The sequence below is a fragment of the Vibrio sp. YT-17 genome, assembly GCF_033337375.1.
GTDB lineage: Bacteria > Pseudomonadota > Gammaproteobacteria > Enterobacterales > Vibrionaceae > Vibrio > Vibrio alginolyticus.
This window is the reverse complement of record NZ_JAWOQP010000009.1, coordinates 155,314-174,575: the sequence shown is the minus strand read 5'-3', so window position 1 is coordinate 174,575 and position 19,262 is coordinate 155,314. Positions and strand designations below refer to the sequence as shown.

Annotated in this window: 21 protein-coding genes; 11 read left to right on the top strand and 10 right to left on the bottom strand. The window is 40.5% G+C overall.

Annotated elements, in window-relative coordinates:
* Nucleotides 1–223 precede the first annotated feature (223 nt).
* Nucleotides 224–1,246: a tyrosine-type recombinase/integrase gene (locus R7F67_RS11250; RefSeq protein WP_140092065.1), complete on the bottom strand. Its 1,023-nt coding sequence runs from the start codon at nucleotides 1,244–1,246 to the stop codon at nucleotides 224–226.
* 329 nt (nucleotides 1,247–1,575) lie between these two features.
* Between R7F67_RS11250 and R7F67_RS11245 the strand changes: the two genes are divergently transcribed.
* The gene (locus R7F67_RS11245) at nucleotides 1,576–3,414 is read left to right on the top strand and encodes a KAP family NTPase (protein ID WP_262656440.1); all 1,839 of its coding nucleotides are present in this window, start codon (nucleotides 1,576–1,578) and stop codon (nucleotides 3,412–3,414) included.
* Nucleotides 3,415–3,751: 337 nt separating this feature from the next.
* Here the strand turns inward: R7F67_RS11245 and R7F67_RS11240 are convergent, their stop codons facing one another.
* The 4 genes from R7F67_RS11240 to R7F67_RS11225 all read right to left on the bottom strand — a co-directional run bounded on the left by R7F67_RS11240 (nucleotide 3,752) and on the right by R7F67_RS11225 (nucleotide 8,279).
* Nucleotides 3,752–5,578, bottom strand: coding sequence for an AAA family ATPase (locus R7F67_RS11240; protein WP_318057187.1), 1,827 nt, complete (start codon nucleotides 5,576–5,578; stop codon nucleotides 3,752–3,754).
* Between the two features lie 151 nt (nucleotides 5,579–5,729).
* Nucleotides 5,730–7,061: a hypothetical protein gene (locus R7F67_RS11235; RefSeq protein ID WP_140092002.1), complete on the bottom strand. Its 1,332-nt coding sequence runs from the start codon at nucleotides 7,059–7,061 to the stop codon at nucleotides 5,730–5,732.
* Nucleotides 7,058–7,588: a hypothetical protein gene (locus R7F67_RS11230; RefSeq protein WP_140092001.1), complete on the bottom strand. Its 531-nt coding sequence runs from the start codon at nucleotides 7,586–7,588 to the stop codon at nucleotides 7,058–7,060. The genes R7F67_RS11235 and R7F67_RS11230 overlap by 4 nt, the downstream gene beginning before the upstream one ends.
* 28 nt (nucleotides 7,589–7,616) lie before the next feature.
* Nucleotides 7,617–8,279: a helix-turn-helix domain-containing protein gene (locus R7F67_RS11225; RefSeq protein WP_262656426.1), complete on the bottom strand. Its 663-nt coding sequence runs from the start codon at nucleotides 8,277–8,279 to the stop codon at nucleotides 7,617–7,619.
* Nucleotides 8,280–8,433: 154 nt separating this feature from the next.
* Here R7F67_RS11225 and R7F67_RS11220 point away from each other — a divergent pair, with 154 nt between their 5' ends.
* From R7F67_RS11220 to R7F67_RS11180, 9 genes are all read left to right on the top strand, one after another.
* Nucleotides 8,434–8,646, top strand: a complete 213-nt coding sequence (locus R7F67_RS11220; RefSeq protein WP_017821157.1) for a hypothetical protein — start codon at nucleotides 8,434–8,436, stop codon at nucleotides 8,644–8,646.
* 110 nt (nucleotides 8,647–8,756) lie between these two features.
* Nucleotides 8,757–9,296, top strand: coding sequence for a phage regulatory CII family protein (locus tag R7F67_RS11215; protein WP_140091999.1), 540 nt, complete (start codon nucleotides 8,757–8,759; stop codon nucleotides 9,294–9,296).
* A gap of 9 nt (nucleotides 9,297–9,305) precedes the next feature.
* Complete coding sequence (locus R7F67_RS11210; protein ID WP_069515557.1) at nucleotides 9,306–9,641, top strand: hypothetical protein; 336 nt, start codon at nucleotides 9,306–9,308, stop codon at nucleotides 9,639–9,641.
* Between the two features lie 62 nt (nucleotides 9,642–9,703).
* Entirely contained in the window at nucleotides 9,704–10,006 is a 303-nt protein-coding gene (locus R7F67_RS11205) for a hypothetical protein (RefSeq protein WP_262656424.1), read from the top strand.
* Complete coding sequence (locus R7F67_RS11200; protein ID WP_104974954.1) at nucleotides 9,988–10,215, top strand: hypothetical protein; 228 nt, start codon at nucleotides 9,988–9,990, stop codon at nucleotides 10,213–10,215. The genes R7F67_RS11205 and R7F67_RS11200 overlap by 19 nt, the downstream gene beginning before the upstream one ends.
* Nucleotides 10,212–10,451, top strand: a complete 240-nt coding sequence (locus R7F67_RS11195) for a hypothetical protein (RefSeq protein WP_054576242.1) — start codon at nucleotides 10,212–10,214, stop codon at nucleotides 10,449–10,451. Before R7F67_RS11200 ends, R7F67_RS11195 begins: the two co-directional genes overlap by 4 nt.
* Nucleotides 10,438–12,525, top strand: a complete 2,088-nt coding sequence (locus R7F67_RS11190) for a hypothetical protein (protein WP_318057186.1) — start codon at nucleotides 10,438–10,440, stop codon at nucleotides 12,523–12,525. Before R7F67_RS11195 ends, R7F67_RS11190 begins: the two co-directional genes overlap by 14 nt.
* Before the next feature lie 184 nt (nucleotides 12,526–12,709).
* Complete coding sequence (locus R7F67_RS11185) at nucleotides 12,710–13,441, top strand: AHH domain-containing protein (protein ID WP_238854933.1); 732 nt, start codon at nucleotides 12,710–12,712, stop codon at nucleotides 13,439–13,441.
* Nucleotides 13,441–14,016, top strand: coding sequence for a hypothetical protein (locus tag R7F67_RS11180; protein WP_238854932.1), 576 nt, complete (start codon nucleotides 13,441–13,443; stop codon nucleotides 14,014–14,016). The genes R7F67_RS11185 and R7F67_RS11180 overlap by 1 nt, the downstream gene beginning before the upstream one ends.
* Before the next feature lie 454 nt (nucleotides 14,017–14,470).
* Here R7F67_RS11180 and R7F67_RS11175 read toward each other — a convergent pair whose 3' ends face one another.
* Together R7F67_RS11175 and R7F67_RS11170 are read right to left on the bottom strand one after the other, a co-directional pair.
* Entirely contained in the window at nucleotides 14,471–15,061 is a 591-nt protein-coding gene (locus R7F67_RS11175) for a hypothetical protein (RefSeq protein ID WP_318057185.1), read from the bottom strand.
* 232 nt (nucleotides 15,062–15,293) lie between these two features.
* Nucleotides 15,294–15,494, bottom strand: a complete 201-nt coding sequence (locus R7F67_RS11170; RefSeq protein ID WP_086458842.1) for a hypothetical protein — start codon at nucleotides 15,492–15,494, stop codon at nucleotides 15,294–15,296.
* Between the two features lie 358 nt (nucleotides 15,495–15,852).
* On the opposite strand from R7F67_RS11170, the gene R7F67_RS11165 reads away from it, so the two are divergent.
* Nucleotides 15,853–16,131 (top strand): hypothetical protein, encoded by a 279-nt coding sequence (locus tag R7F67_RS11165; protein ID WP_017821166.1) that lies wholly within the window; start codon nucleotides 15,853–15,855, stop codon nucleotides 16,129–16,131.
* On the opposite strand, the gene R7F67_RS11160 is transcribed toward R7F67_RS11165, so the two are convergent.
* The 3 genes from R7F67_RS11160 to R7F67_RS11150 all read right to left on the bottom strand — a co-directional run bounded on the left by R7F67_RS11160 (nucleotide 16,126) and on the right by R7F67_RS11150 (nucleotide 19,258).
* Nucleotides 16,126–16,377: an ogr/Delta-like zinc finger family protein gene (locus tag R7F67_RS11160; RefSeq protein ID WP_080773762.1), complete on the bottom strand. Its 252-nt coding sequence runs from the start codon at nucleotides 16,375–16,377 to the stop codon at nucleotides 16,126–16,128. The two genes, R7F67_RS11165 and R7F67_RS11160, sit on opposite strands and share 6 nt — an antisense overlap.
* A gap of 65 nt (nucleotides 16,378–16,442) precedes the next feature.
* Nucleotides 16,443–17,474: a phage portal protein gene (locus tag R7F67_RS11155; RefSeq protein ID WP_064368667.1), complete on the bottom strand. Its 1,032-nt coding sequence runs from the start codon at nucleotides 17,472–17,474 to the stop codon at nucleotides 16,443–16,445.
* Entirely contained in the window at nucleotides 17,471–19,258 is a 1,788-nt protein-coding gene (locus tag R7F67_RS11150; RefSeq protein WP_258479774.1) for a terminase large subunit domain-containing protein, read from the bottom strand. Before R7F67_RS11150 ends, R7F67_RS11155 begins: the two co-directional genes overlap by 4 nt.
* Nucleotides 19,259–19,262 lie beyond the last annotated feature (4 nt).

Below are 19,262 nucleotides of genomic sequence, written 5' to 3'. Positions count from 1 at the left end.
ACATTTAGCGATAGAATACGAAGGAGCCGTACTGGCTCCTTTTTCTTTTTAGGTTAGTGGAATGAACATAAAGCTTTATTATATCTCGCAACCTTGCTGAACCTCTCCAATTGTCGCTATCGCTTGCTATATATAGAGTGTAAGGAACACGCCAATCCGACGGTGACTTATGAATAACGAAGAAAGCTGACCTTTGTCGCCACTTTGTCGCCATAATTGGCGGCTAGATACTAAGATTTATTAGTGGGTTGAAACGTACGGCATCACTCAGGTGATTTGGCGAAAAATGAGCGTAAATCATAGTGTGATCGATGTGCTGATGACCGAGGATTTCCTTAAGAACAAGAATGTTGCCGCCATTAGTCATAAAGTGACTTGCGAAGGTATGACGTAAAACATGAGTCGCTTGTCCTTCTGGTAAATGGGGGAGGGCTTTAGTTAACCACTTGTATGCTACGCCGTAACCGCAAGTAAAAAGGCGGTCATTGGTTGGTTTATAAATTTGGTTATACAACTCTTCAGAAATCGGTACCGTTCTGTTCCGTTTACCTTTGGTGTTGTTGTAGGTAATGCGGTATTTCGTCAGGTTAGTGCCTTTCAGATAAATCGCCTCCCTGATTCGCGCTCCTGTCGCTAAGCATATTTTATATATCTTCGTTAGTTCATCACCAACTGGGCTTTGTTGAACCACTTCAAACAAGTAGCGAATTTCCTGTTCGGTCAGGTACACAAGTTCGGACTCAGGCTTTTTAATTGCCTCAATACCGCTAACTGGATTTGGTAGCTTCCACTCACCAAGCTTTATTAACTTGTTGAACATCGCTTTTAGCAATCCAAAGTCCACATTGTTCGAAGCGATGGAAAGCTCTTTATGTTCTTGTCCTCTACCTTTGTTGGAACGGCTAGAGCGATATGTAGCGAGTTGTTTTGCGTTAAGGTGTGAGGCGATAGGGTTGCTCAAGTCGAAAACCATGCTTTCTAAGCGCAGGCGAGTATGATCACCTGACTTGAGATTCTTACCATGCAGCTTAAACCACAATTCTACTAAATCAGATAATCGACGGTGATCAGGCTTAGAACCTAGCCACGGCTTGTCATCCACTTCTTTCATCAAGTGGAGTTCAAAAGCAGCGGCTTCACCTTTGGTGGCGAAGCGTTTACGAACGCGTTTTCCTGTTCGACCCTGTGGGTAGCACTCACATAACCAGGGTTTCTTGCTGCCGTCTTTAAGATTTCGTATCGTCATAATGATATTCAATGAACTGTTTTTATATACAGTATTTTTTTATCATAGAGTTTTCAATGTTTAAGTTGATAGTAAATGAACAAGAATGACAACAATATGGTTGTTAGCGTAGAAAATGGGGAGTCGCTTCCGAAAGACTTTAGAATTAGTCGTGTCTAGAGTTATGAACCATTTAGCGATCTCCCCTCCTTTTCTAGTTATTAAACTATTGCTTTGTAATTAAAGTGATATATTAATGAGCGAGTCTTAGAAGTATAGAAAACTTTTTAAGCCGTTTAATAAGTGTGAACTGTTTTCATCAGAATGACAAGGAAACTAATTTGGAAGAAATGAACAAGAATGTATCGAGTTATCTATCATATTATTACAACCTTCCATATTCTCCTGAATATTCGATAATGATAAATGGGAAATGGGGTGCTGGGAAAACTTGGTTCATAAAAGATAGCTTAAAGTTATCTGAGAAAAAATTTTTGTATGTTAGCTTGTATGGAATAACAAGCTTTGAAGAAATTGAAAACTCATTCTTCGAGCAACTACACCCAATACTGTCGTCAAAGGGCATGAAATTAACTTCCAAAATTGCGAAGGGTGTCCTAAAGGCAACTATTAAAGTTGATCTTGATTCAGACAGAAAACCAGATTTAAATGTTAGTTCTACAGTTCCAGAACTAAACATTCCTGAATATCTAACAAATACAGATAATTATATTTTAGTATTTGATGATCTTGAAAGATGTTCAATGATTATTTCTGATGTTATGGGTTATATTAACCACTTTGTAGAGCATCAAGGTTATAAAGTCATTGTTTTAGCGAATGAAGATGAGATCTTTAGCAAAGAAGAAAAATATGAAAAAGTAAAAGAAAAACTTATTGGTAAGACTTTTAAAATTAAAGCTGACATTAATTCTGCTTTAAATTTCTTTATTTCAGATATAAAGACAGAAGATGTTAGGAATTTCTATTATGAAAATTTTGACTACATCGTAAGTATATTTGAAAAGGCAAAGTTTGATAATCTACGTCATTTAAAACATTCATTATGGGATTTTGAACGTCTATATTCATATTTTCCGAGCTCCTGTTTTATGAAACAAGGCCTAATCGAGCAATTATTCGGTTTGTTTCTATGTTTTTCTTTTGAGTCAAAAGGGGGAAGATTGTCATTCCAATCATTAACATCTTTAAACTCTAATCGGCTATTTCAAAAAGAAAATAATCAAAAAAAATCACAGTTCAAACTTATATCAGACAAATACCCCTCGGTTAATTTTGGCGAAACTATCCTAGAGTTAGAGTCATGGGCTGAATTGATTTTTCATGGAAATATAGAACAGGATAAAATAGAGAAATCAATATTTAGATCTCGTTACTATCAAGATGAGAATACGCAATCATGGGTGAAGTTATGGCGATTTTTTGATATGAATGACGACGACTTCGATACTGTCTATAATGACGTTCGTTCATCAATCGAAAATCAAAAAATTGATGATGTAAATATACTTAAACATATCATTGGGACGTTTTTGAGCTTATCTGACATTGGTATTATTTCTGAATCGAGAGAGGAAATTATATTTAGTGGTATAAAATATGTTGATTTTCTAAAAAAATCAGACCTACTTGTGAAAAATGAAAGTTTAGAACCTAAATTTATGAGACAATCCAGTTGGGGGGGGTTAGGGTTTCATGAGCATGAGGCCGCTGATTTTAAAGAATTTTCTAGATATATTGATGAGGCAATTGAAGATTCTAAGAGTGAAAAAATGCCAGAAGTTGCGAGTGAATTATTGAGACTAATGAAAGATGATAATATGGAGTTCTTTAAGAAGTTAATTTACAGCAACAATGGAGAGAATAGTTTTTATAAAACGCCAATTTTAATTCATATAGACATAGATGAGTTTGTTACGAAATTACTTAGTTTAAATGCTAGAGAATTTAGAATGACAGGTTCTATGTTTAAAGAACGTTATTCAACTGATACTTTTAATCATACTCTTAAGTCAGAGTTGCCGTGGTTAGTTGATTTACTTAAAGCCCTTAAAACAGAGCAGGTTAAGTTATCCAACAAACTCAGTGGCTACAGAATTACGAGCATGATCGAAGATGATATACAGCCTTCAATAGATACTTTAAGTAAGTTGGAAGCAAACAGCTAAAAAACATTAAAGAATAATTATCAGCGCTTGTCATTTTTGTAGGAAGTTTGGCTTTATGTTAAATATTCACTGGATTAGGTCGGGCGGCAGAGTTGCATGAAAAACGTCTAGGCTCCCAACACTAAATGCTTAATGCTGTAAGAAAATTAAACTTCACCACGTCATTCAAATGATTCGGCTAGATGTAGGCGGTTATGTGGTCGATGTGTTGATGACCGAGGAATTTCTTCAGAACAAGAATGTTGCTACCATTTGTATGATGCGTCGATTCGTAAATCAAATATCGCTTCGTTATTAATAAATCAGCCCCGTAGCAGGGGCTTTAATCATTATAGTTCTACTTATTGCTGTCAATTACATGACCCCAAATTCTCTCACATAATTTGGTTAGATCTGGTGTTAGCTGCCAGTCTGTATCTTCAGAGTTCATAATCTCAATGGTTTTATGACAGAACTTTACTTTGTCTTTAATCGTTCCTGAGGTGTCAGAGTAAAAATTGCGATCTATATTACTTGGCTTTTTCACATATCGTTCTAGGATTCTACCAATACCTTCATTTGCTTTTTCAAACAGATTTGGTTTAGTTATGTTAGCGGAGTTGAACGTACAATCCTTTTTTCCATAAAAGGTGTCCCAACGAGCTTCAGCGGTCTTTATTATGATTTCTTGAGGGATGTAGTTTTCGATTTCTTTCCACTTTAGGAGAATCAATGCGTCACCAAGGTCCTGTTCTAATTGCTCTACTCGGTCACCTTTACCATCAATATCAGCATCAGCAATCAATAAGATTTTATGATTTAGTTTTTTGGCAGGTGTTGCGTTGCTGCTATCTTGAGAATTGGAGTCACCAAAATACCAGTGCGTAATATTACTACCTTGATATTCTGTAAATACAAAGTGCAAGTTTTCGTGATAACTAGATAGCTGACTGGCTGTCTCGTCATCTCCATTTTCTCGAAGCTCTTGTATATATTTATTAAGGTAGGTTCGGAGATATAACTTGTCAGTGATTCCTTCTACCCAAATAGAACAGTTAGCAAGCAATACAGAGGATGCACGAACTCCTAATTCGGTAAGAAGCTCTCCAAATTCTTCTGCGGGAGTAACTTCAGTATTTCCATCGTCGTTCTGGCACACCTTTTGGATAGATATATCGTCACGTTCTTGCGCAATATCTAAGAAGTGATTTGAGTGTGTTGTAATGAAGAACATATGTTCTTCATGATTAGCATAAGTTTCTATTAAAGTTCTTTGTAAACCTGCGTGTAAAAAGAGCTCTGGCTCTTCAATAAAGAACATTGTGTTCTTGTTCGCCATAAAAATAGGATAAGTCAGCATTATGATGGATTGAATGCCATCGCCTAAATCGTAGATAGGGCGCTCTTCTTTTTCACCTTCCTTAAAGAAAATAACATTAGCATCTATGCGTGGTACGAGTGAGATATCTTGGCCAAAGAAGAAATTTTCAGAAAGATACCGTTCATAATTACGGACTTTTTCCCGTTGAACATATGTGCCTAGGAGATGGGCTTTAACATCTTCATATAAGGTATGTCCTGTAAAAATAGCTCCTTGAGTAGTTGAGTTTCGAAAGTAATCTGCGGAAGTTCTTTGATGGAGTAAATCTGTTTTATCTATATTTCTTAGACTTCTAAGTGTTGGAATATATCTAGATTCCCAGTGTTGTAGTTGGGATATTTTTTCAATTAAATTGAACTTTGATTCATTTTCTCTGAACAAAGGATTCCATAAATATTTATCAACCATGTCGATTTCATGTTGGCTAGGATGTTCACCAAACACTCTTTTTGATACGTGATGACGAATTTTTAGTAGACCAATTGCCTTGTCGTTGTCGATTATGTCTCTAATTATCTTAATAAATACATCTATATTTCTATAGCAGTGTCGCTCCAACAGTCCTTTTTTGTGGTTATCAATATCTTGCATACAAGCAATATAATCTTCAAGCAACATTAAATCTGAATCGAATATCAGGTATGCCTTTTGTATCTCGAAGAACGTCCGTAACTTTCGGCTTTTTCCAGAGTTGTTTGGGCCGATAAAAAAGTTTATTTGTTTCAACGATTTAAGGTCCCAAGTTGAAGGGCGACGTTTGCCATCTTCAAATGCAACTTTGTTTATATGATTAGTTAGTTTCATCTGATATTAGTTTGTAAGTGTGGTCTGTTACTCTGGCATGTTTTGCCTGACTCTCTAGGTAGTCTACAGCTTTTACTTTAAGAGTTCCTTGAAAATCAATCTATTAGATGCAATTGTTCCCAGCAACGTAATTGCTATGTAACTGGGAGGGCTAATTGAACTTTTTCGACGAGGCTATTTTATCGAAAATTTTGTCATATTTACTCTGAATATGATCGACTGATGATGAGTCGACAAAGTGCTCTGCCCCATGGAAGTAGTGTTTAGATAAGTCTTTCTTCACTTTATTGCGTTCAGAGTCTTCGAACTCAGCGAAATATCCATCGATAGTTGCTAATTGAATGCCTTTTTGGCGATAACGACGTTCATCGGTTCGGTGGCGTGCAGATTCTCGTAGTAAATAGAATCCTGGAGTGATACCCACAATCAAGAAGAATGAGCGAAGTAGGATCAATGTGTATTGAGGAACGTTATTCTCATCAACGAGTTTGTCATAATCAAAAGTTAGTAGGAACAGACCTATAGATGCAATAAGCCATAAAATACCCCATCCGCGGAGTGAATCTGCCGTAGCTTTCTCTTCTTTAGCTTGTTTGATTGAAGTGTCAGCAAGAGCGTCAGATGCTACAAAGTTCAACGTTTTTCTCAGTGCATCATTTAGCGCACAGAATTCGTTTATTTGCTCATTAACCTTGTTTGATAGACCCGACACATTGGATTCGACTTTTTCTAGTAGCAACTTTGCTTGACGTTCGTTTCGGTCGTGGATTTCTTTTTGCTTTTTTTCTAAAGAACTGTCAATGATAAGGGTTATTTCTTCAGTTAATTCTCTACCGAGTTTAGAGCTTTCACTTTTAAGGTCAATTATTGCATTGCTTGCTGCTGTTTCTATTTGACTTAGCAGCTCTGACTGTAACTCACTAGCCTTATTACTTAGTTGGTTATACTGTTTTTGAGTATGCCTAGATATGTTTGAGGTTGCTGAGTTTGAGTGTTCTTTAATGTCATCAAGTATAGATTTAGACTGCGAGTTTACCTCATATTGTCGAGAATCTAGTTGGTCTAAAAGCCCTGTCAAATGGTTGAATATTGAGTTCCATTTCCTGTTGTTCTTATGTTCGATTTCCTCCCAAATGTTGTAGATACTATCCAGTTCACTTAAGAGCTCACCATTAAAATTATATTTTTTTAGGTCATGAATGAGAGAGGTGGTTTTTTGAGCAAATCGATCGAAATTCACTTGAGGAATCGTATAAAATTGGTTGTGCTCATCAGAACCATCAAGCATAAATGGTTTTTTATCTTCAAAACCATCAAGTAATGAAAGAGAGCTCAGTAGATCGGATAACCCTTTTTTTAATGCAGCGGGGTAATTTTCGATAGGTATTTGTCTAAGATTCGACAAATGCTTTTGAATCCTGAAGTAATCACTTTGGGATATTGAGACGATTTTGTAATCTTCAATTTTTATATTTTTAATCACACTTCCTCCGGCACTTCATCTGTTTCCAATAGGTTTTCAAATTGATGGCGGTTTAGGAACATTACTCTCTGAGCTAATGCTTTTTCGAGTTTCTTTGGACTCGTGATACAACCGTAGCAAAGCATGTCTAGGTGTCTCGTTACACTTTGTCGAACCATGCTCTCTTTTGACTCGGCCTTGGACATAAGTTCTGATTTTTCATCTTTGGCGAAACCAGTAAAACACACATCCATAGTGTTTGAGCTAGATAGACGATTTGATTTTGGAGCATCGAATTCAAAACCGCTTTCTTCGAGCTTAGCTTTAGCCTCTTTGAAGAAGGTTTTTACTTCACTAAGAGGTTCGTAAATGTCGAGAATGTGGTCTACGCGAAGAGTTCGAGGGGAAGAGGTGATGGAGCACCAACCTTGTACATGTGTTGGTTCATCTTTTGAATTCACGATTAATTTAGCGTTAACTATCTGCTGAACAGGTAGCACGTGACACTGACTCAAATAGGTACAGATTAAGTCACTTGTAATATCCATTTTTGTTTCCTAGACAACCGTTTAATAATTATTCTTTTCTCAATGTCACCGCTACGCGGCCAATTACTTTTATATCTTCTTCTGATACTTCAACCGTCGAGTTGCCAAACACAACTGCTAGTTTGTTTGGTAATCGTTGAATGTGGTTGATGGACAGACGCCCATTCATATCAATCAAATACTCGCCACTCACTGCATCGTTCTGCTTTTTATCTACCAGAAAGCGGCCGTCATTCGTCTCGATTTCAATGGTGTTGCTGGCTTCTAAATCCCAAGAGTTAAACATACGTTGTGCATATGGGATTTCTCCAGTTGGCACAAGTTGACCGTTCGTGAGGCAGAAACTCTTAATCGCGACGATGGCTAACTGAGGGTTCTGTAACTCTGGACTAGATGAAGTCACCTCTGCTTCAGGCGCTTTTTTATTGCTCCCAAAAGAGTGGTGTAGATCGGTCTCAGGATAGTCATTGGGAAGAATCAGATCTTTAACTGGGATGCCCGTACGTAAATGAGTCCTAACAACCAGTTCGTGTGAGTTTCTGTTGTGTGAGTTCCAAGTACTAAAAGTGGTTTTAGGTACACCATATATCTGCGCCAGTTCTCCAAGAGAATTTACGCCATTGATTTCTTTTAGTTTATCAGTGAATGCCTCGCCTTTGATGTAATCAAAAATAGCCAATTCTGCACTCATAATCGTTCACCATTATGTGATTGATTTCAATCTTGTACGAAAATGCGTTGACCGTACGAAAAATCGGATCAATACTAGACTTGTTTTCGGATGCTTACGCCGACCAAAGCAAGAGACAACCGAAGAAGATAGATATAAATACAAGGATATCACCATGTTAACGTACAAGATACCTCCACTAAGTCCATATGTGACTTACGAAGAATACTCTCGCCTTACTGGTTTACCTATGGGCACCATCAAACAATACGTGACTGAAGGTCGCGTCATCATCAAGCCCAAAGATAAACGCCGCGATAAGCCTCTGATTAACATGGTTGCCATGCACGAAATGGCGGCACGTGAAGCCATTGCTGCGCTAGGGTAAGTCATGGTTTTTACCTCTCATGTTCCAACTCAAACGCACTGTCCAATGTGGCTAGATGTGTTCGCGTTGGTTGTCATTCTCGTACCGCCTTTCATGTAAGAGTGTGGATCATGGACGCAAATATCGCTATGTGCGGATTCCGCGAACGCAAACAGCGTTCTTTTAACGCTGCATGCTGCGACTTCGCCATCAATCATAATATGGAAAAGCTGGCTCCACGCATTGGCCTGACTGGGAGAATGTTGCGTAACAAGCTCAACCCAGAACAGCCGCACAAGCTGGACCCAGTGGATTTGGCATTGCTGAGCAAGGAATCCGGCGATTACACCATTGTGAACACACTCTTTGCTGACCTAGGTGTGGTGACGGTTCAGTTACCTCAAGACGGCGAAGAGAAGAACCTTTTAGAGCGCACACTACTTAACAGCCAATATTCAGGTGAGCTGTCTAGCGATGCAATGCACATGTGCAGTGCAGACCGTTTACCTCGCAGTCAAAAACGCAAAACCATAGCCAAGGTTCAAGCGGCCATCGGCAACTTGGTTTTGTTCGTCAATGATTTAGAAAACCGCACCACCGGCTTTCAGCCACTCATGCAAATGGGCACAGATTTCCTAGCCAACGGTGCGCCACTTCCAGGCTTAGCCTAAGGAGAACCTATGAGTCAGTTAGCTATTCAACAAGAACAACAAAAGCAAATCCCCAACGCCAGCGAGAGCATTGCTGCCTGTAAAGCGTTGTTCAATGGTTCCGCTACACGCGGCAAGTTGAAGCAGTTGTGGAACGGTATGCCACCACGCTTTCGCGGCTTGGTATTGATAGCCGGTGATCTGAAAGCCTCAGAGCACGTGCGAGAGTTTGAAAGCTTCAACGATTTGGAACTCCAAAAAATCCGTAACGGTATGCAGCAGATTAAAGAAATCGCGACGTTGTTCGATCGCAATCTTGGTGACGTTCGACGCCTCAAGCATTACCAATTCAGTAGTACGCATTGATTCTCCAAGCCTTTGCCCCTGTAACAGGAGGCTTTTTTCGTCTTAGCGTAGGAGCATAAAAGATGAATCTAAATGAAGTCGCAAACAAACTCGCGATCCAAACAACTATTAATAGTCTGTTCGCTTTGGCGTTGGATAGCTCAGATGTCATCAGTATTCGTATCGAGTACTCATCAAAAATGAGTCTTATCAACGTGATTGTGTTTGATGAGAGCACAATGAATAACGCTCACAACGTTGTATTGATTGATAAAGAGCGTGCGCTAGAAGAACTACTAAATATTGAAGATTACCTGATTGAACGCATTGCTATTCGTCGCGATAAGAAAGAACTGGAGCCTGATTTATGCAATATGCCGCAATAATGCTTTGTCCAGCTGGCGGTGTTATCCGCCATGAAGACACTCAAGAAGTTGCCAATGTAATGGTTGGCGACTTCGACTCGCTAGACCAAGCGATCGAACAAGCGTGTGTATCCCTCAGTTGCACTCATTTAACCAAAGGCGTTTTGAGCAAAGGCAATGGGAAAGGCGGCTTTATGTTGGTAACGACCCAAGAACTGGAGGCGGTATGAAAAATAAAAGGATCACTTCAGTTAGTGTCGGTGATGATGTCATTCAAATTTTGGAAGGACGAACAAAGACATATGAAAAGTGTGCTATTGCATATTTTGCTGGGCCGGAAGGATGGGGCATAACCATGACTATTCGACTCGAAGAGGTCGAAGGTTTTCTGAAGTCTCCTGATACACAGAGACTATTCGTTAAGTTTTCGAAAGAAAAATTAGGGATAGAGTATGAACCAGTCTGACCTTCTCTATATCGGCGGGGCAGTGATGCCCCTGGACCGAATCAAAAATAACGACGCCAGCTATAATGCTGGTTTTTTAGGTTCCAAAATTTACTCAGACCAAGAACAAGCGCTACTGGATAGCGGAATGGTCAAAAAAATAGCGATATATGACCGCGTTCCCAATCGAAAGTCTAAGCGTGAGCGAGATCTTCAAGAGCGAACTGACTTCTATAAATCTGTAAATTATCTCTCGGAACACGACCGCGAAGCGGCGGCGAGAATCGCCGAAGAGTATAGGCTAGTCAAAGGGCGCAAAAGTCCGACAGAGAAATTTCGCCACAGAAAAGACAAGAAAATTAAGCAATTGATGAGTCTGAGCAAGTCTCTACGCCCTAAAAGTATCATCAGCAATGCCGACGCCAACTTTAGCCATGATGCTTTGTATGAAACGAACGAGCGCTCCAAACCTGCCATTCTCAATCAGAATGGAAAACGAGGACAAGGCGAACCTAAAAAGATTCCTATTTCAATGCAGCTAATGCACCGGTCTTGGAATGAAACTTATAAGTTTCAGGCGGTAACCGAAACGCCATCTAGTGCTGCGCCTTCGGAGAATAGTGGTGAGAGGTTCTCGGAAAAGCTGACGTCCCGTTCAGTTTCTAGAATCTTTGAGGCAGGGGCTTACACCGCAGCTTGCCATGGTGGTTTCTCTACTTTTCTCACACTGACTTTCACCAAGGCACAACGAATGGCCATATTCGGTGGAATGTTGGATGGAAGTGAGTGTGTCAGCATGGGGTCGCATCATCCAATAATCTATAAGCGCAACATGGTGACAGTACATCCTAAGCGTGGTGAAAAGAAAGTTGACCAACCAATCACGGATATTGGTGGAGAATACTGGCTGTTTCCAACCTTAGATAGTAAGCGTGTTAAAGCTATGAACCAGGGCAGTGTCATAGCCGGGCCGTATTGCGATCTTAAACAAAAGCCCAAGCAAGAGTTCTCGATGGAAAAAACCTTAGAGACAACGATAGGTAAAGAAGTCTCTCGTTTTCTTGATGGCGCAAAGAAAATGTATCAACGCGGCTGGGTTGCGGATCATACCATCCAAGTTGACAAAGATAGTGGACGAAAGTATTGCAGCTTATCCCAGGAGAAAGTTGCTAAACATGCTCAACCCAGCGATATTGGCCCGACTAACTTGCCTGCTGATTTCCATTACATATGGGTAGCCGAGTGTCCAGCCAATGAAGATGGAGAGCCTAATCCACACGTTCATATTTTGCTACGTTGGACAGTACCGGAGCATCTCTTTAGTCCTTGGGCTAAGCGACTTGAAAAGATATGGGGGCACGGATTTGCGAAACTAGAGCGAATCAAAAAGCCAAAAGCCGCCGGTTCCTACATTATCAAGGCTGTTGGTTATGCCGCGAAAGGTGAAAATGCTGATCAAGGGCTAATCAAGGGAAATAGATACAATATCGCGAAGTGCTCAAGAGCTCCTGCCTGGGAAACTCTTGCTTCGTTTGAAGCTGGCAATATGACCGCAATAATTAAGGAGTTGGGCTACAAACTTGAGCAGTGGAAAAAGCCAATTAAGCGGCAAATCCGCAAGCTACGAAATGCCAAAGAGCAAACCATCAAGGCCAAAGCGATCTCCAAAAAGCAGCAGAAATCTGAGGAGTATCAGAACAAGCTTTATCAGAGAATCATCCGTTTGGAAAAGCAGGCCGAAAAGCTGAGTCAGAACTTGCATAGCAGGGGAGTACACGTGAATACGAGCAATCGCTTCTGCATTACGTTTGAGGGAGAGCTGGCTAAGGATAAAGTAGACAAGTTTATGGTTTGGGCTGCTGGTGCAAGAGGGTGGTCATTGAACTGCAGGGGTTTGGACCTGAGCGATATAAAACAAGACGCGAGCCACTTCTATCAATCTGAATATCAGCGATTTAAGGAGAATCAGTCCTATTGGCAATCACTATTACATGAATCTATACCACACATGGAAGTTGATGAAAGTGAGCTTTCTTATTGGTATAGCATTACGGCAGATTATCTCGAGGGGCGGCTTTTTCCAATATTGAGTTAGTTCGGTTTGTGTCGTCATAAGAACTAAAAGGTTAGAGTAGTGAACCGTTATTTCTTAAAGTTGATTTAAAGTGCTATTGCTTGCATAAAAATCTGAGCTGTAGGCCACATAAAGGCTATTGATTATTTGCTCGGCAGTTATGTGAATGTTATCCAACGGCTTTGTTTGTTCGAGGGATACGAGTATGAAGCATAATTTGAGTATAGTTGGACGAAAAACGAATCGTCCTAGTAATCCAACTGCAGCTGAGTTGGCCTTAGATCGTTTTGATGCGTTAGTCGACGATTTCTATAGCAAGTATCGTGTGGCTCCACCTGTGGGTGAAACTGAACAGCAAAGAGCAAAACGATTGCAGTTTGAAGCACAAGACTTGAGGTTTTTGAAAAAAATGAGGATTGAACTCATTGCTCATGCTCGAGTTGAAGATATGCAAGCTAAGTTGCAATCGTACTCTGCAGACAACTTAAAAAAAAATGCGAAAGAGTTGTTCGTTGAAAAGCATCATCCGACGACGAAATTAGCTAATAACCTAACCGCTGCAGGAGAGCCTAAACCAACCAAAAACCATGAGCCTCACCATATCATTCCTGGCTCGGGAAGGTTTAGAAAAGCAGAAATGAGAGCCGCAAGATTAAATTTGCACATGCATAAAATTGGCATTAATGCGCCCGTAAATGGTGTTTGGTTAACAAATTATGCGAAACATACGGACTTTAACTGGGAAGCACCTAAGTCTCCGGCTCACCGTTCGATCCATACATTTAATTATGAAACTTGGATTAGTTCCAAATTTTCGAAGGGTGTTCCGAGTAAACAGCACTTTGAGGCTAACTTACTTCGGGTCAAAATGGAGTTAAAGAGTGGCACCTACCCTAAAGAGGTCTTGGAAGCTAAGAATGAAGTTTGGAAAGGATGATGACGGTTTATAAAATTACAGATGATTTAACTAAGTTTCAGTCGGTATGTTCTGGCCCAGATGAAATCGCCACCCAGTTGGGGGATTTCGACTATTTTGAGAGAATCTTATTGCAGGCTGTTGAAAATAAATCTCTGAAAGATATTTGGAAGCCTGCGGAGGTCGAGTTTGAAGATGTATTAACCGATAACTCTGTATTGCCTGATATTAGCTTATGGTTACGAACATATCTTGTTTTATCTCCGAGGGCATATGAAGCTCTAAATAGTTGCTTATCTGAAGGCGGGGATTTTTTACCTGTCAACTATCAAGGTGAACAATGGTATTTATATACATCGCTGACTTTTGGAAGAGAAGATAGACAAAAGTGTGTAGAGAAGATCTCATATGGAAGCCCTGATGGGTTAGAGGTTCTTGAATTCATTGATGATGATGTGAAAGATAAAGTGATCTTTAAATCAAGATTAGAAGGGGTCAGCAACTTATACTGTACAGAGAGGTTCAAAGCTATGTGTGAACAAAATCAGCTTAATGGACTCGTATTTTCTTCTAATCTGACAGATCCATTCAGTTAACGAATAACTTGATTTTAAACAACCCGTCCGCAAAGAAAGCAGAGCGAGAGCTCTGCTTATATTCAATATCAGAAACCTAGGGTTTAATTCTCGGAGTTCTGTCAATAACTGTACGGAGTATCGCGAGCCACAGGTCAGCGATCAGCTATCCCGAATACTTGAACCAATGAAGGATAGGGCGACTTCATCACCAAATATTGATGAAACGGCACTGGCAAGGCAGCAGTTTACGCATTGATGATGAGACTAGTATTCAAATCCGCGCAGCGGAGGTCGATGAGTGCGGCAACGTTCGTCCAGCTTAGCTGGTTGAAGTTACCCGCAGATTTGCAGAAAACAATAGTTGGATGAATTTTAAAGGTTAGGGCCAGACATTAGCTCAACCAGAAAAGCAAGAGTATCAACAACCAGACCTGTCGTTCTTCCCTGAGATGGAGGATGAGTGGCCGTTGGTTTAGTCTTCATTAGGTGTATTATGGTATCTAATATGCGACTTGTATGTGTCGGGGTAAGGTGTACTAAGTGCTTTACGTTTTTTCGCCATTTCTTTTTTCTTGAACGCAATGTAAGTGCTCAAATCAAAAAAAGAAAAAGTCTCAACTTCGTCAGTTGGGACAATAATTCTAAAATGCTCTTTAGTTAGCGCTTCATGCTTACCTTCTTCAATCCCCTCTTCAATGTAGTGACTCTGGTAATTGTTGGTAATATCGATAGATAAATCATCTTTATCCCTATACCCACTCAGAAGCGGGATGATAGCTATATGTTCGATTTTGCTATTGATAAGCTCATCACCAAGACAAATGCCTATATAGGTTTTTCGAGATTTAAGTGTAAGGGCGATAGGAAATTGTGTGAAAGAAGCTTCAACAATGAAGTTTTCAATGTGGTTTTCGCTGACTATTTTTTCGATTTTTAAGGCTTTCCTTTCTGGGAAGAACCAGTACCAAATAAGAGTAATTAAACCAAAAATGAATGCTAAGAGTATAGTCAGTATCCCCCAAGCGCCTTGCTTTAGCATTTCTGTGGAGATAGAAAGATCCATGAAGTTCTTCAGCTCGAAGCCAAAGTGCTGCATGAGAGCGGCAATACAATCAAAGTAATCGATAAAGAAGCACAGAATCATGCTGATCACGGCAAAAAAAATGCCTCTGGCAGCGACGAAGAAATATGAGTGCCAACCGTCAGTTCTGGTCAGTTTGTAGTGTGAGGATAAATGTAAGTAAGAAAAAAGGTAGCCCGAGATGAGGACTACCACTACTAATGTAACCCCCATGTTATACGGCGTATTTATCTAATTCTTCAAGCTCTTGAAGCTTGTCGATGTGTTTTTGAATCTCTTTCTTCACATCTTCGTTGTCGAGATTTACGCGTACAACGCCATTGTGGCTGATGGTTACTCGATCGTGGTTTTTAAGCATTAGCTTCAGCAAGCGATCGGGTTTCTCATCTTTGTTCTTACAGAAAAAGCTAAGCATACTCGTTTCCTTTGCTGTGTCGTTGGTTTACCTAAAATGTGTGTTTGATGCTTGAGCCTGTTTATGTAGGTTCAAGTTTTAGTTTTTGTAAAACAATCTAAATATTTCGAGGAACTTAGTAAAACTACTTTACACGTACTAAGTCTCCATCATTTTGGCTGTTTCGTCAAATAATACGAGTTGTTGATACAACGTATATCGTCATTTATAAGCCTCACTCGGTCACTGTCGTTTTGAGTATGGAGCGCAGTTATAGGTGGTTCAAGTAGAGAAGTGGTTAGGTTATTCCTACTTCACAGAAACGAAAGAAAACTTTTGAAGACAAAGGAGTGTCAAAAAAACCACTGTGGAAAACTGTATGGATATACAGTATATTTCACTGATGATTGGTAAGGGTGTTGATATGTCGAATAAAAATCAAAACGATATCTTGTTGTCTGCTTTAGAAATCGTCATTGATGGTGTGGCTAATAGTGAGGCAACAGAGAGGACTAGAGCGGCAGGTGCATATATTGCTGGCTTAATACTGGCTGATACAAAAGGGCAGTTGGACTCCGAAAAACAAAAAGCCATCTTGAGCATTGTCGAGATGGCTTCTGAAGTAGATAGCACGGCGTTTATACAAGATTCACTATAGTATCGAGAGTTGATGTTTGAGCTGTTGTCGTGCCTCTGGCGGCAACGCCTTACATAAATCAAAAGCCATTTGACTAGTTGTTTTTGCCGATGGGCTTAAAGTATGACTATAAGACAAGTTCATCACAAAACTATGCCCGCATTCTGGGTCACTACAACTGCAATATAAATCGGCATGACTATTGGATAGTCGATTGGATTTTTGAATTCGGCTTTTACAACCACACTCCGGACACAATACTCTCATACAAGCACCTAACTTATTGACTGACCAAATAATGATACGTCAAAGGGCTGTGTTTTTGTACAGGTTTATGAGCGTTCTCCAAACGTAGTATCAAATTTTAAATGTAGATTTTTGATATTTCTTATCTCTGGATCGTTGTTAACTTCATCCATAATTAATTCGCATACAGGTATGATTTCGTCTTTGGCATACTCACTGCCAATTTTGACGGGGTCACCCAGATTAGTCGTTCCCTGGGGAATTATTCCTGCTTTTCCTATAGGGAAGCGATGGCCTACGAGAATATCTTGCGCAGTGATGTTTTTGATTCGCTCAAATTCATCTTTTGTCGCTATATCGCCCACCGGGATTAGCTGAATCCCTTTTTCTGCACCGCCTGGAATATTAACAAACATACTTCTAAAGTTACCCACCCCTTTGGAGCTCGCGATTTTTTCCTTCAGCATTTGTTCGTCGTCATCACTAAGGTTTGGATCCGTGGCGTAAAAAATGAATCCCATGTGTGCACCGTTCTTGTAATAGCGACGACGAAATAGCGTTGCATCACGGTTTAGTAAGCTACTTTGTAAACTACCTAGATAGTCAGGTAGTCCATAAACTTGCTGCTGCAGATCTTCTTGAGGCAAAAAAATGATGTCATTCTCTTTGTATACTCGTTGCTTGTTGTCTCGCTCTAGCAAAACGAAGTCCCCATTTTTACGTCTACGTAGATACATGGTCGGTAGAGGAAACAAGCGCACAACACGTTTGAAGTGGTCGCGGATTTTTAAGAATGCGGCATCACCAAACGTGAAGTAGTTATTACAAAAAGATTGAATCTGCCGACGTCTTGAACCGCCACCTGAAATAAAACGGGCAGCAACATAATTTGCTCGAGCTTTAAGTAAAGACCCGTGATAGGCGTTTGCACGTGAAGTTTCTGCTAAGCCTTGGCGTGAAATTGGAGGCTCCCAGTAACCATCAGTGTCGTTATAGAAAAGCTCAGAATATGAAGTCATCCAACTGGTTGAGTCAATTGCCTCAGGTGTGGAGTCAAGGTGATAAACAGATTCCGCATGTTGCTCCTGTTGTACTAGTTTGTCTTTTTGATTGTTCATGCTGCAGTCGCCCAGGTTGATTTCGTTGGTGTGTTGTGGTCTAGCGGCTCATTGATAATGGCGTGTGAAATAGCCCAAAACGCATCAGCGTGGCCTGTTGTTTCACTTCGCTCTGCTTTAAAGGTCATCGCGTTACCGCTATTGGTCGGCACTCGTTTAATCGCCATAAATGCCATAGCAATGTCTTTGTGTTCGGCATCAAACTGCAGTCGTTTTGCTTCTACGATATCGATCATCTTCATTACTAGGCGATTCTTGTTTTCGTTGCTGTAATGTATGGCGTGGGCCTCACGAGGGTGCTTTTTCTTAATTAAGTCCCAAACACCGCCACCAATGCCTGTAGTATCAACGCCTATGTAAGTGACTTTGTAGCGTTGAAATACCTTTTCAATTTCACTCACGTGGTACTGGAAGTTAAGCCCTTTCCAGTAGTGCTTCTCTAAGACACGAAACTTTTCACCTGCAACTGCCGGCGGAGCTATTACTACTAAGCAAGCATTGTCTCGCGTTCGGCTAGGGTCATAGCCCAGCCATACTTCACGCCCGGCAAACGGTGATTTTGTTTTCGGCTTGAAGTCCTGCCAGTGGGCAGAGTCAATCATGCCTTTTTCGAGGTCAGAGAATTTGAATACAGACAAAGAGCCGTCGACGAAGATACACATAAACAGGTTATCGAAATCGTCTTTACTGTATTCGTCCTTCAGTTCTTCAATATCAAATAGTTCACAGCCGCCTGCTGCAGCGTCTTCAATCGTGACGACATATCGCCACTGCTTATCAGGGCAAAGTACACCACCATCGCGATATTCATCGAACGTTGGAAACTCAATTTTGGCGCGTGAGTCTCTGCCTTTTCGCCATTGGTCGCCCGTCCAAAACGGATATGCCTGGTGCATTTTCGATGATGGTGTCGAAAAGTAGGTTTTACGCCATTTTTTATGGGTAGCCATTGCCGACGCGAGTTTGTTTAGTTCGTCAAACTTCGGTATCCAGAAATACTCATCAACATAAACATGACCGTGGTAACTCTGCGCGGTTTTGCTATTGGTAGATAAAAAGCGAAGTTCAGCACCATTGGAAAGAATAATCGGGTTTCCAGTCAGCTCTATGTCTAAGAACTCTTTTGCAATAGCAATGATGTAGCTGCGGAATACTTCTGCTTGAGCTCGTGATGCTGACAAAAAGATCTGGTTATCGCCGGTCAGAATCGCATCTTCTAACGCTTCGCCACTGAAGTAGTAAGTTGCACCAATTTGGCGGGATTTCAGAATGTTTCGAATACGCTGTTTTATGTTGTTGCGCATTACATGCTGATAGGCAAACAGGGAGTCATGCCATGTGACAAAGTCATCTTCACTCAGTTCGCTGATGTCATTCTTTTTACTTTTACGTTTCTTGGTCGATTTTGAATTACTGCTAGATTTCTGGCTGTTACGGCTATTTGTACCGTCGTGCTTTTTATCCCCTGTATTTAAAGGTTGCTCACCTTGCTGCTTTTCTTGTGCCCTTTGTTTCTTTAATGCAGCGTGATGCTTGATAAGCCGATCGAGCATGTCTAGTTGGTTTTTAGTGGGGTCAACAAGTTCAAGCAGTGTTTGAATTCGATTTGCTATCGCTTCATCAATGGTTTGTTCACGCAACATATCGCGCCAACCGAATTTGTCTGCCCAGTAATAAATGATGCGCTCATTATTCAGGTTCAGTTCGGTAGCGATTTCACGTGGCGTCCAAGCTTTCAAATAGAGTGCTCGGGCGGCTTGTCGTATTTCGGGAGAATATGCCATAAGC

Excerpts from the sequence above, each read along its gene's own strand:
- R7F67_RS11250 (WP_140092065.1), bottom strand. The coding sequence starts at position 1,246 with ATGACGATACGAAATCTTAAAGACGGCAGCAAGAAACCCTGGTTATGT.
- R7F67_RS11245 (WP_262656440.1), top strand. The coding sequence starts at position 1,576 with ATGAACAAGAATGTATCGAGTTATCTATCATATTATTACAACCTTCCA.
- R7F67_RS11240 (WP_318057187.1), bottom strand. The coding sequence starts at position 5,578 with ATGAAACTAACTAATCATATAAACAAAGTTGCATTTGAAGATGGCAAA.
- R7F67_RS11230 (WP_140092001.1), bottom strand. The coding sequence starts at position 7,588 with ATGGATATTACAAGTGACTTAATCTGTACCTATTTGAGTCAGTGTCAC.
- R7F67_RS11225 (WP_262656426.1), bottom strand. The coding sequence starts at position 8,279 with ATGAGTGCAGAATTGGCTATTTTTGATTACATCAAAGGCGAGGCATTC.
- R7F67_RS11220 (WP_017821157.1), top strand. The coding sequence starts at position 8,434 with ATGTTAACGTACAAGATACCTCCACTAAGTCCATATGTGACTTACGAA.
- R7F67_RS11215 (WP_140091999.1), top strand. The coding sequence starts at position 8,757 with ATGGACGCAAATATCGCTATGTGCGGATTCCGCGAACGCAAACAGCGT.
- R7F67_RS11210 (WP_069515557.1), top strand. The coding sequence starts at position 9,306 with ATGAGTCAGTTAGCTATTCAACAAGAACAACAAAAGCAAATCCCCAAC.
- R7F67_RS11205 (WP_262656424.1), top strand. The coding sequence starts at position 9,704 with ATGAATCTAAATGAAGTCGCAAACAAACTCGCGATCCAAACAACTATT.
- R7F67_RS11200 (WP_104974954.1), top strand. The coding sequence starts at position 9,988 with ATGCAATATGCCGCAATAATGCTTTGTCCAGCTGGCGGTGTTATCCGC.
- R7F67_RS11195 (WP_054576242.1), top strand. The coding sequence starts at position 10,212 with ATGAAAAATAAAAGGATCACTTCAGTTAGTGTCGGTGATGATGTCATT.
- R7F67_RS11190 (WP_318057186.1), top strand. The coding sequence starts at position 10,438 with ATGAACCAGTCTGACCTTCTCTATATCGGCGGGGCAGTGATGCCCCTG.
- R7F67_RS11185 (WP_238854933.1), top strand. The coding sequence starts at position 12,710 with ATGAAGCATAATTTGAGTATAGTTGGACGAAAAACGAATCGTCCTAGT.
- R7F67_RS11180 (WP_238854932.1), top strand. The coding sequence starts at position 13,441 with ATGACGGTTTATAAAATTACAGATGATTTAACTAAGTTTCAGTCGGTA.
- R7F67_RS11175 (WP_318057185.1), bottom strand. The coding sequence starts at position 15,061 with ATGGATCTTTCTATCTCCACAGAAATGCTAAAGCAAGGCGCTTGGGGG.
- R7F67_RS11170 (WP_086458842.1), bottom strand. The coding sequence starts at position 15,494 with ATGCTTAGCTTTTTCTGTAAGAACAAAGATGAGAAACCCGATCGCTTG.
- R7F67_RS11165 (WP_017821166.1), top strand. The coding sequence starts at position 15,853 with ATGGATATACAGTATATTTCACTGATGATTGGTAAGGGTGTTGATATG.
- R7F67_RS11160 (WP_080773762.1), bottom strand. The coding sequence starts at position 16,377 with ATGAGAGTATTGTGTCCGGAGTGTGGTTGTAAAAGCCGAATTCAAAAA.
- R7F67_RS11155 (WP_064368667.1), bottom strand. The coding sequence starts at position 17,474 with ATGAACAATCAAAAAGACAAACTAGTACAACAGGAGCAACATGCGGAA.
- R7F67_RS11150 (WP_258479774.1), bottom strand. The coding sequence starts at position 19,258 with ATGGCATATTCTCCCGAAATACGACAAGCCGCCCGAGCACTCTATTTG.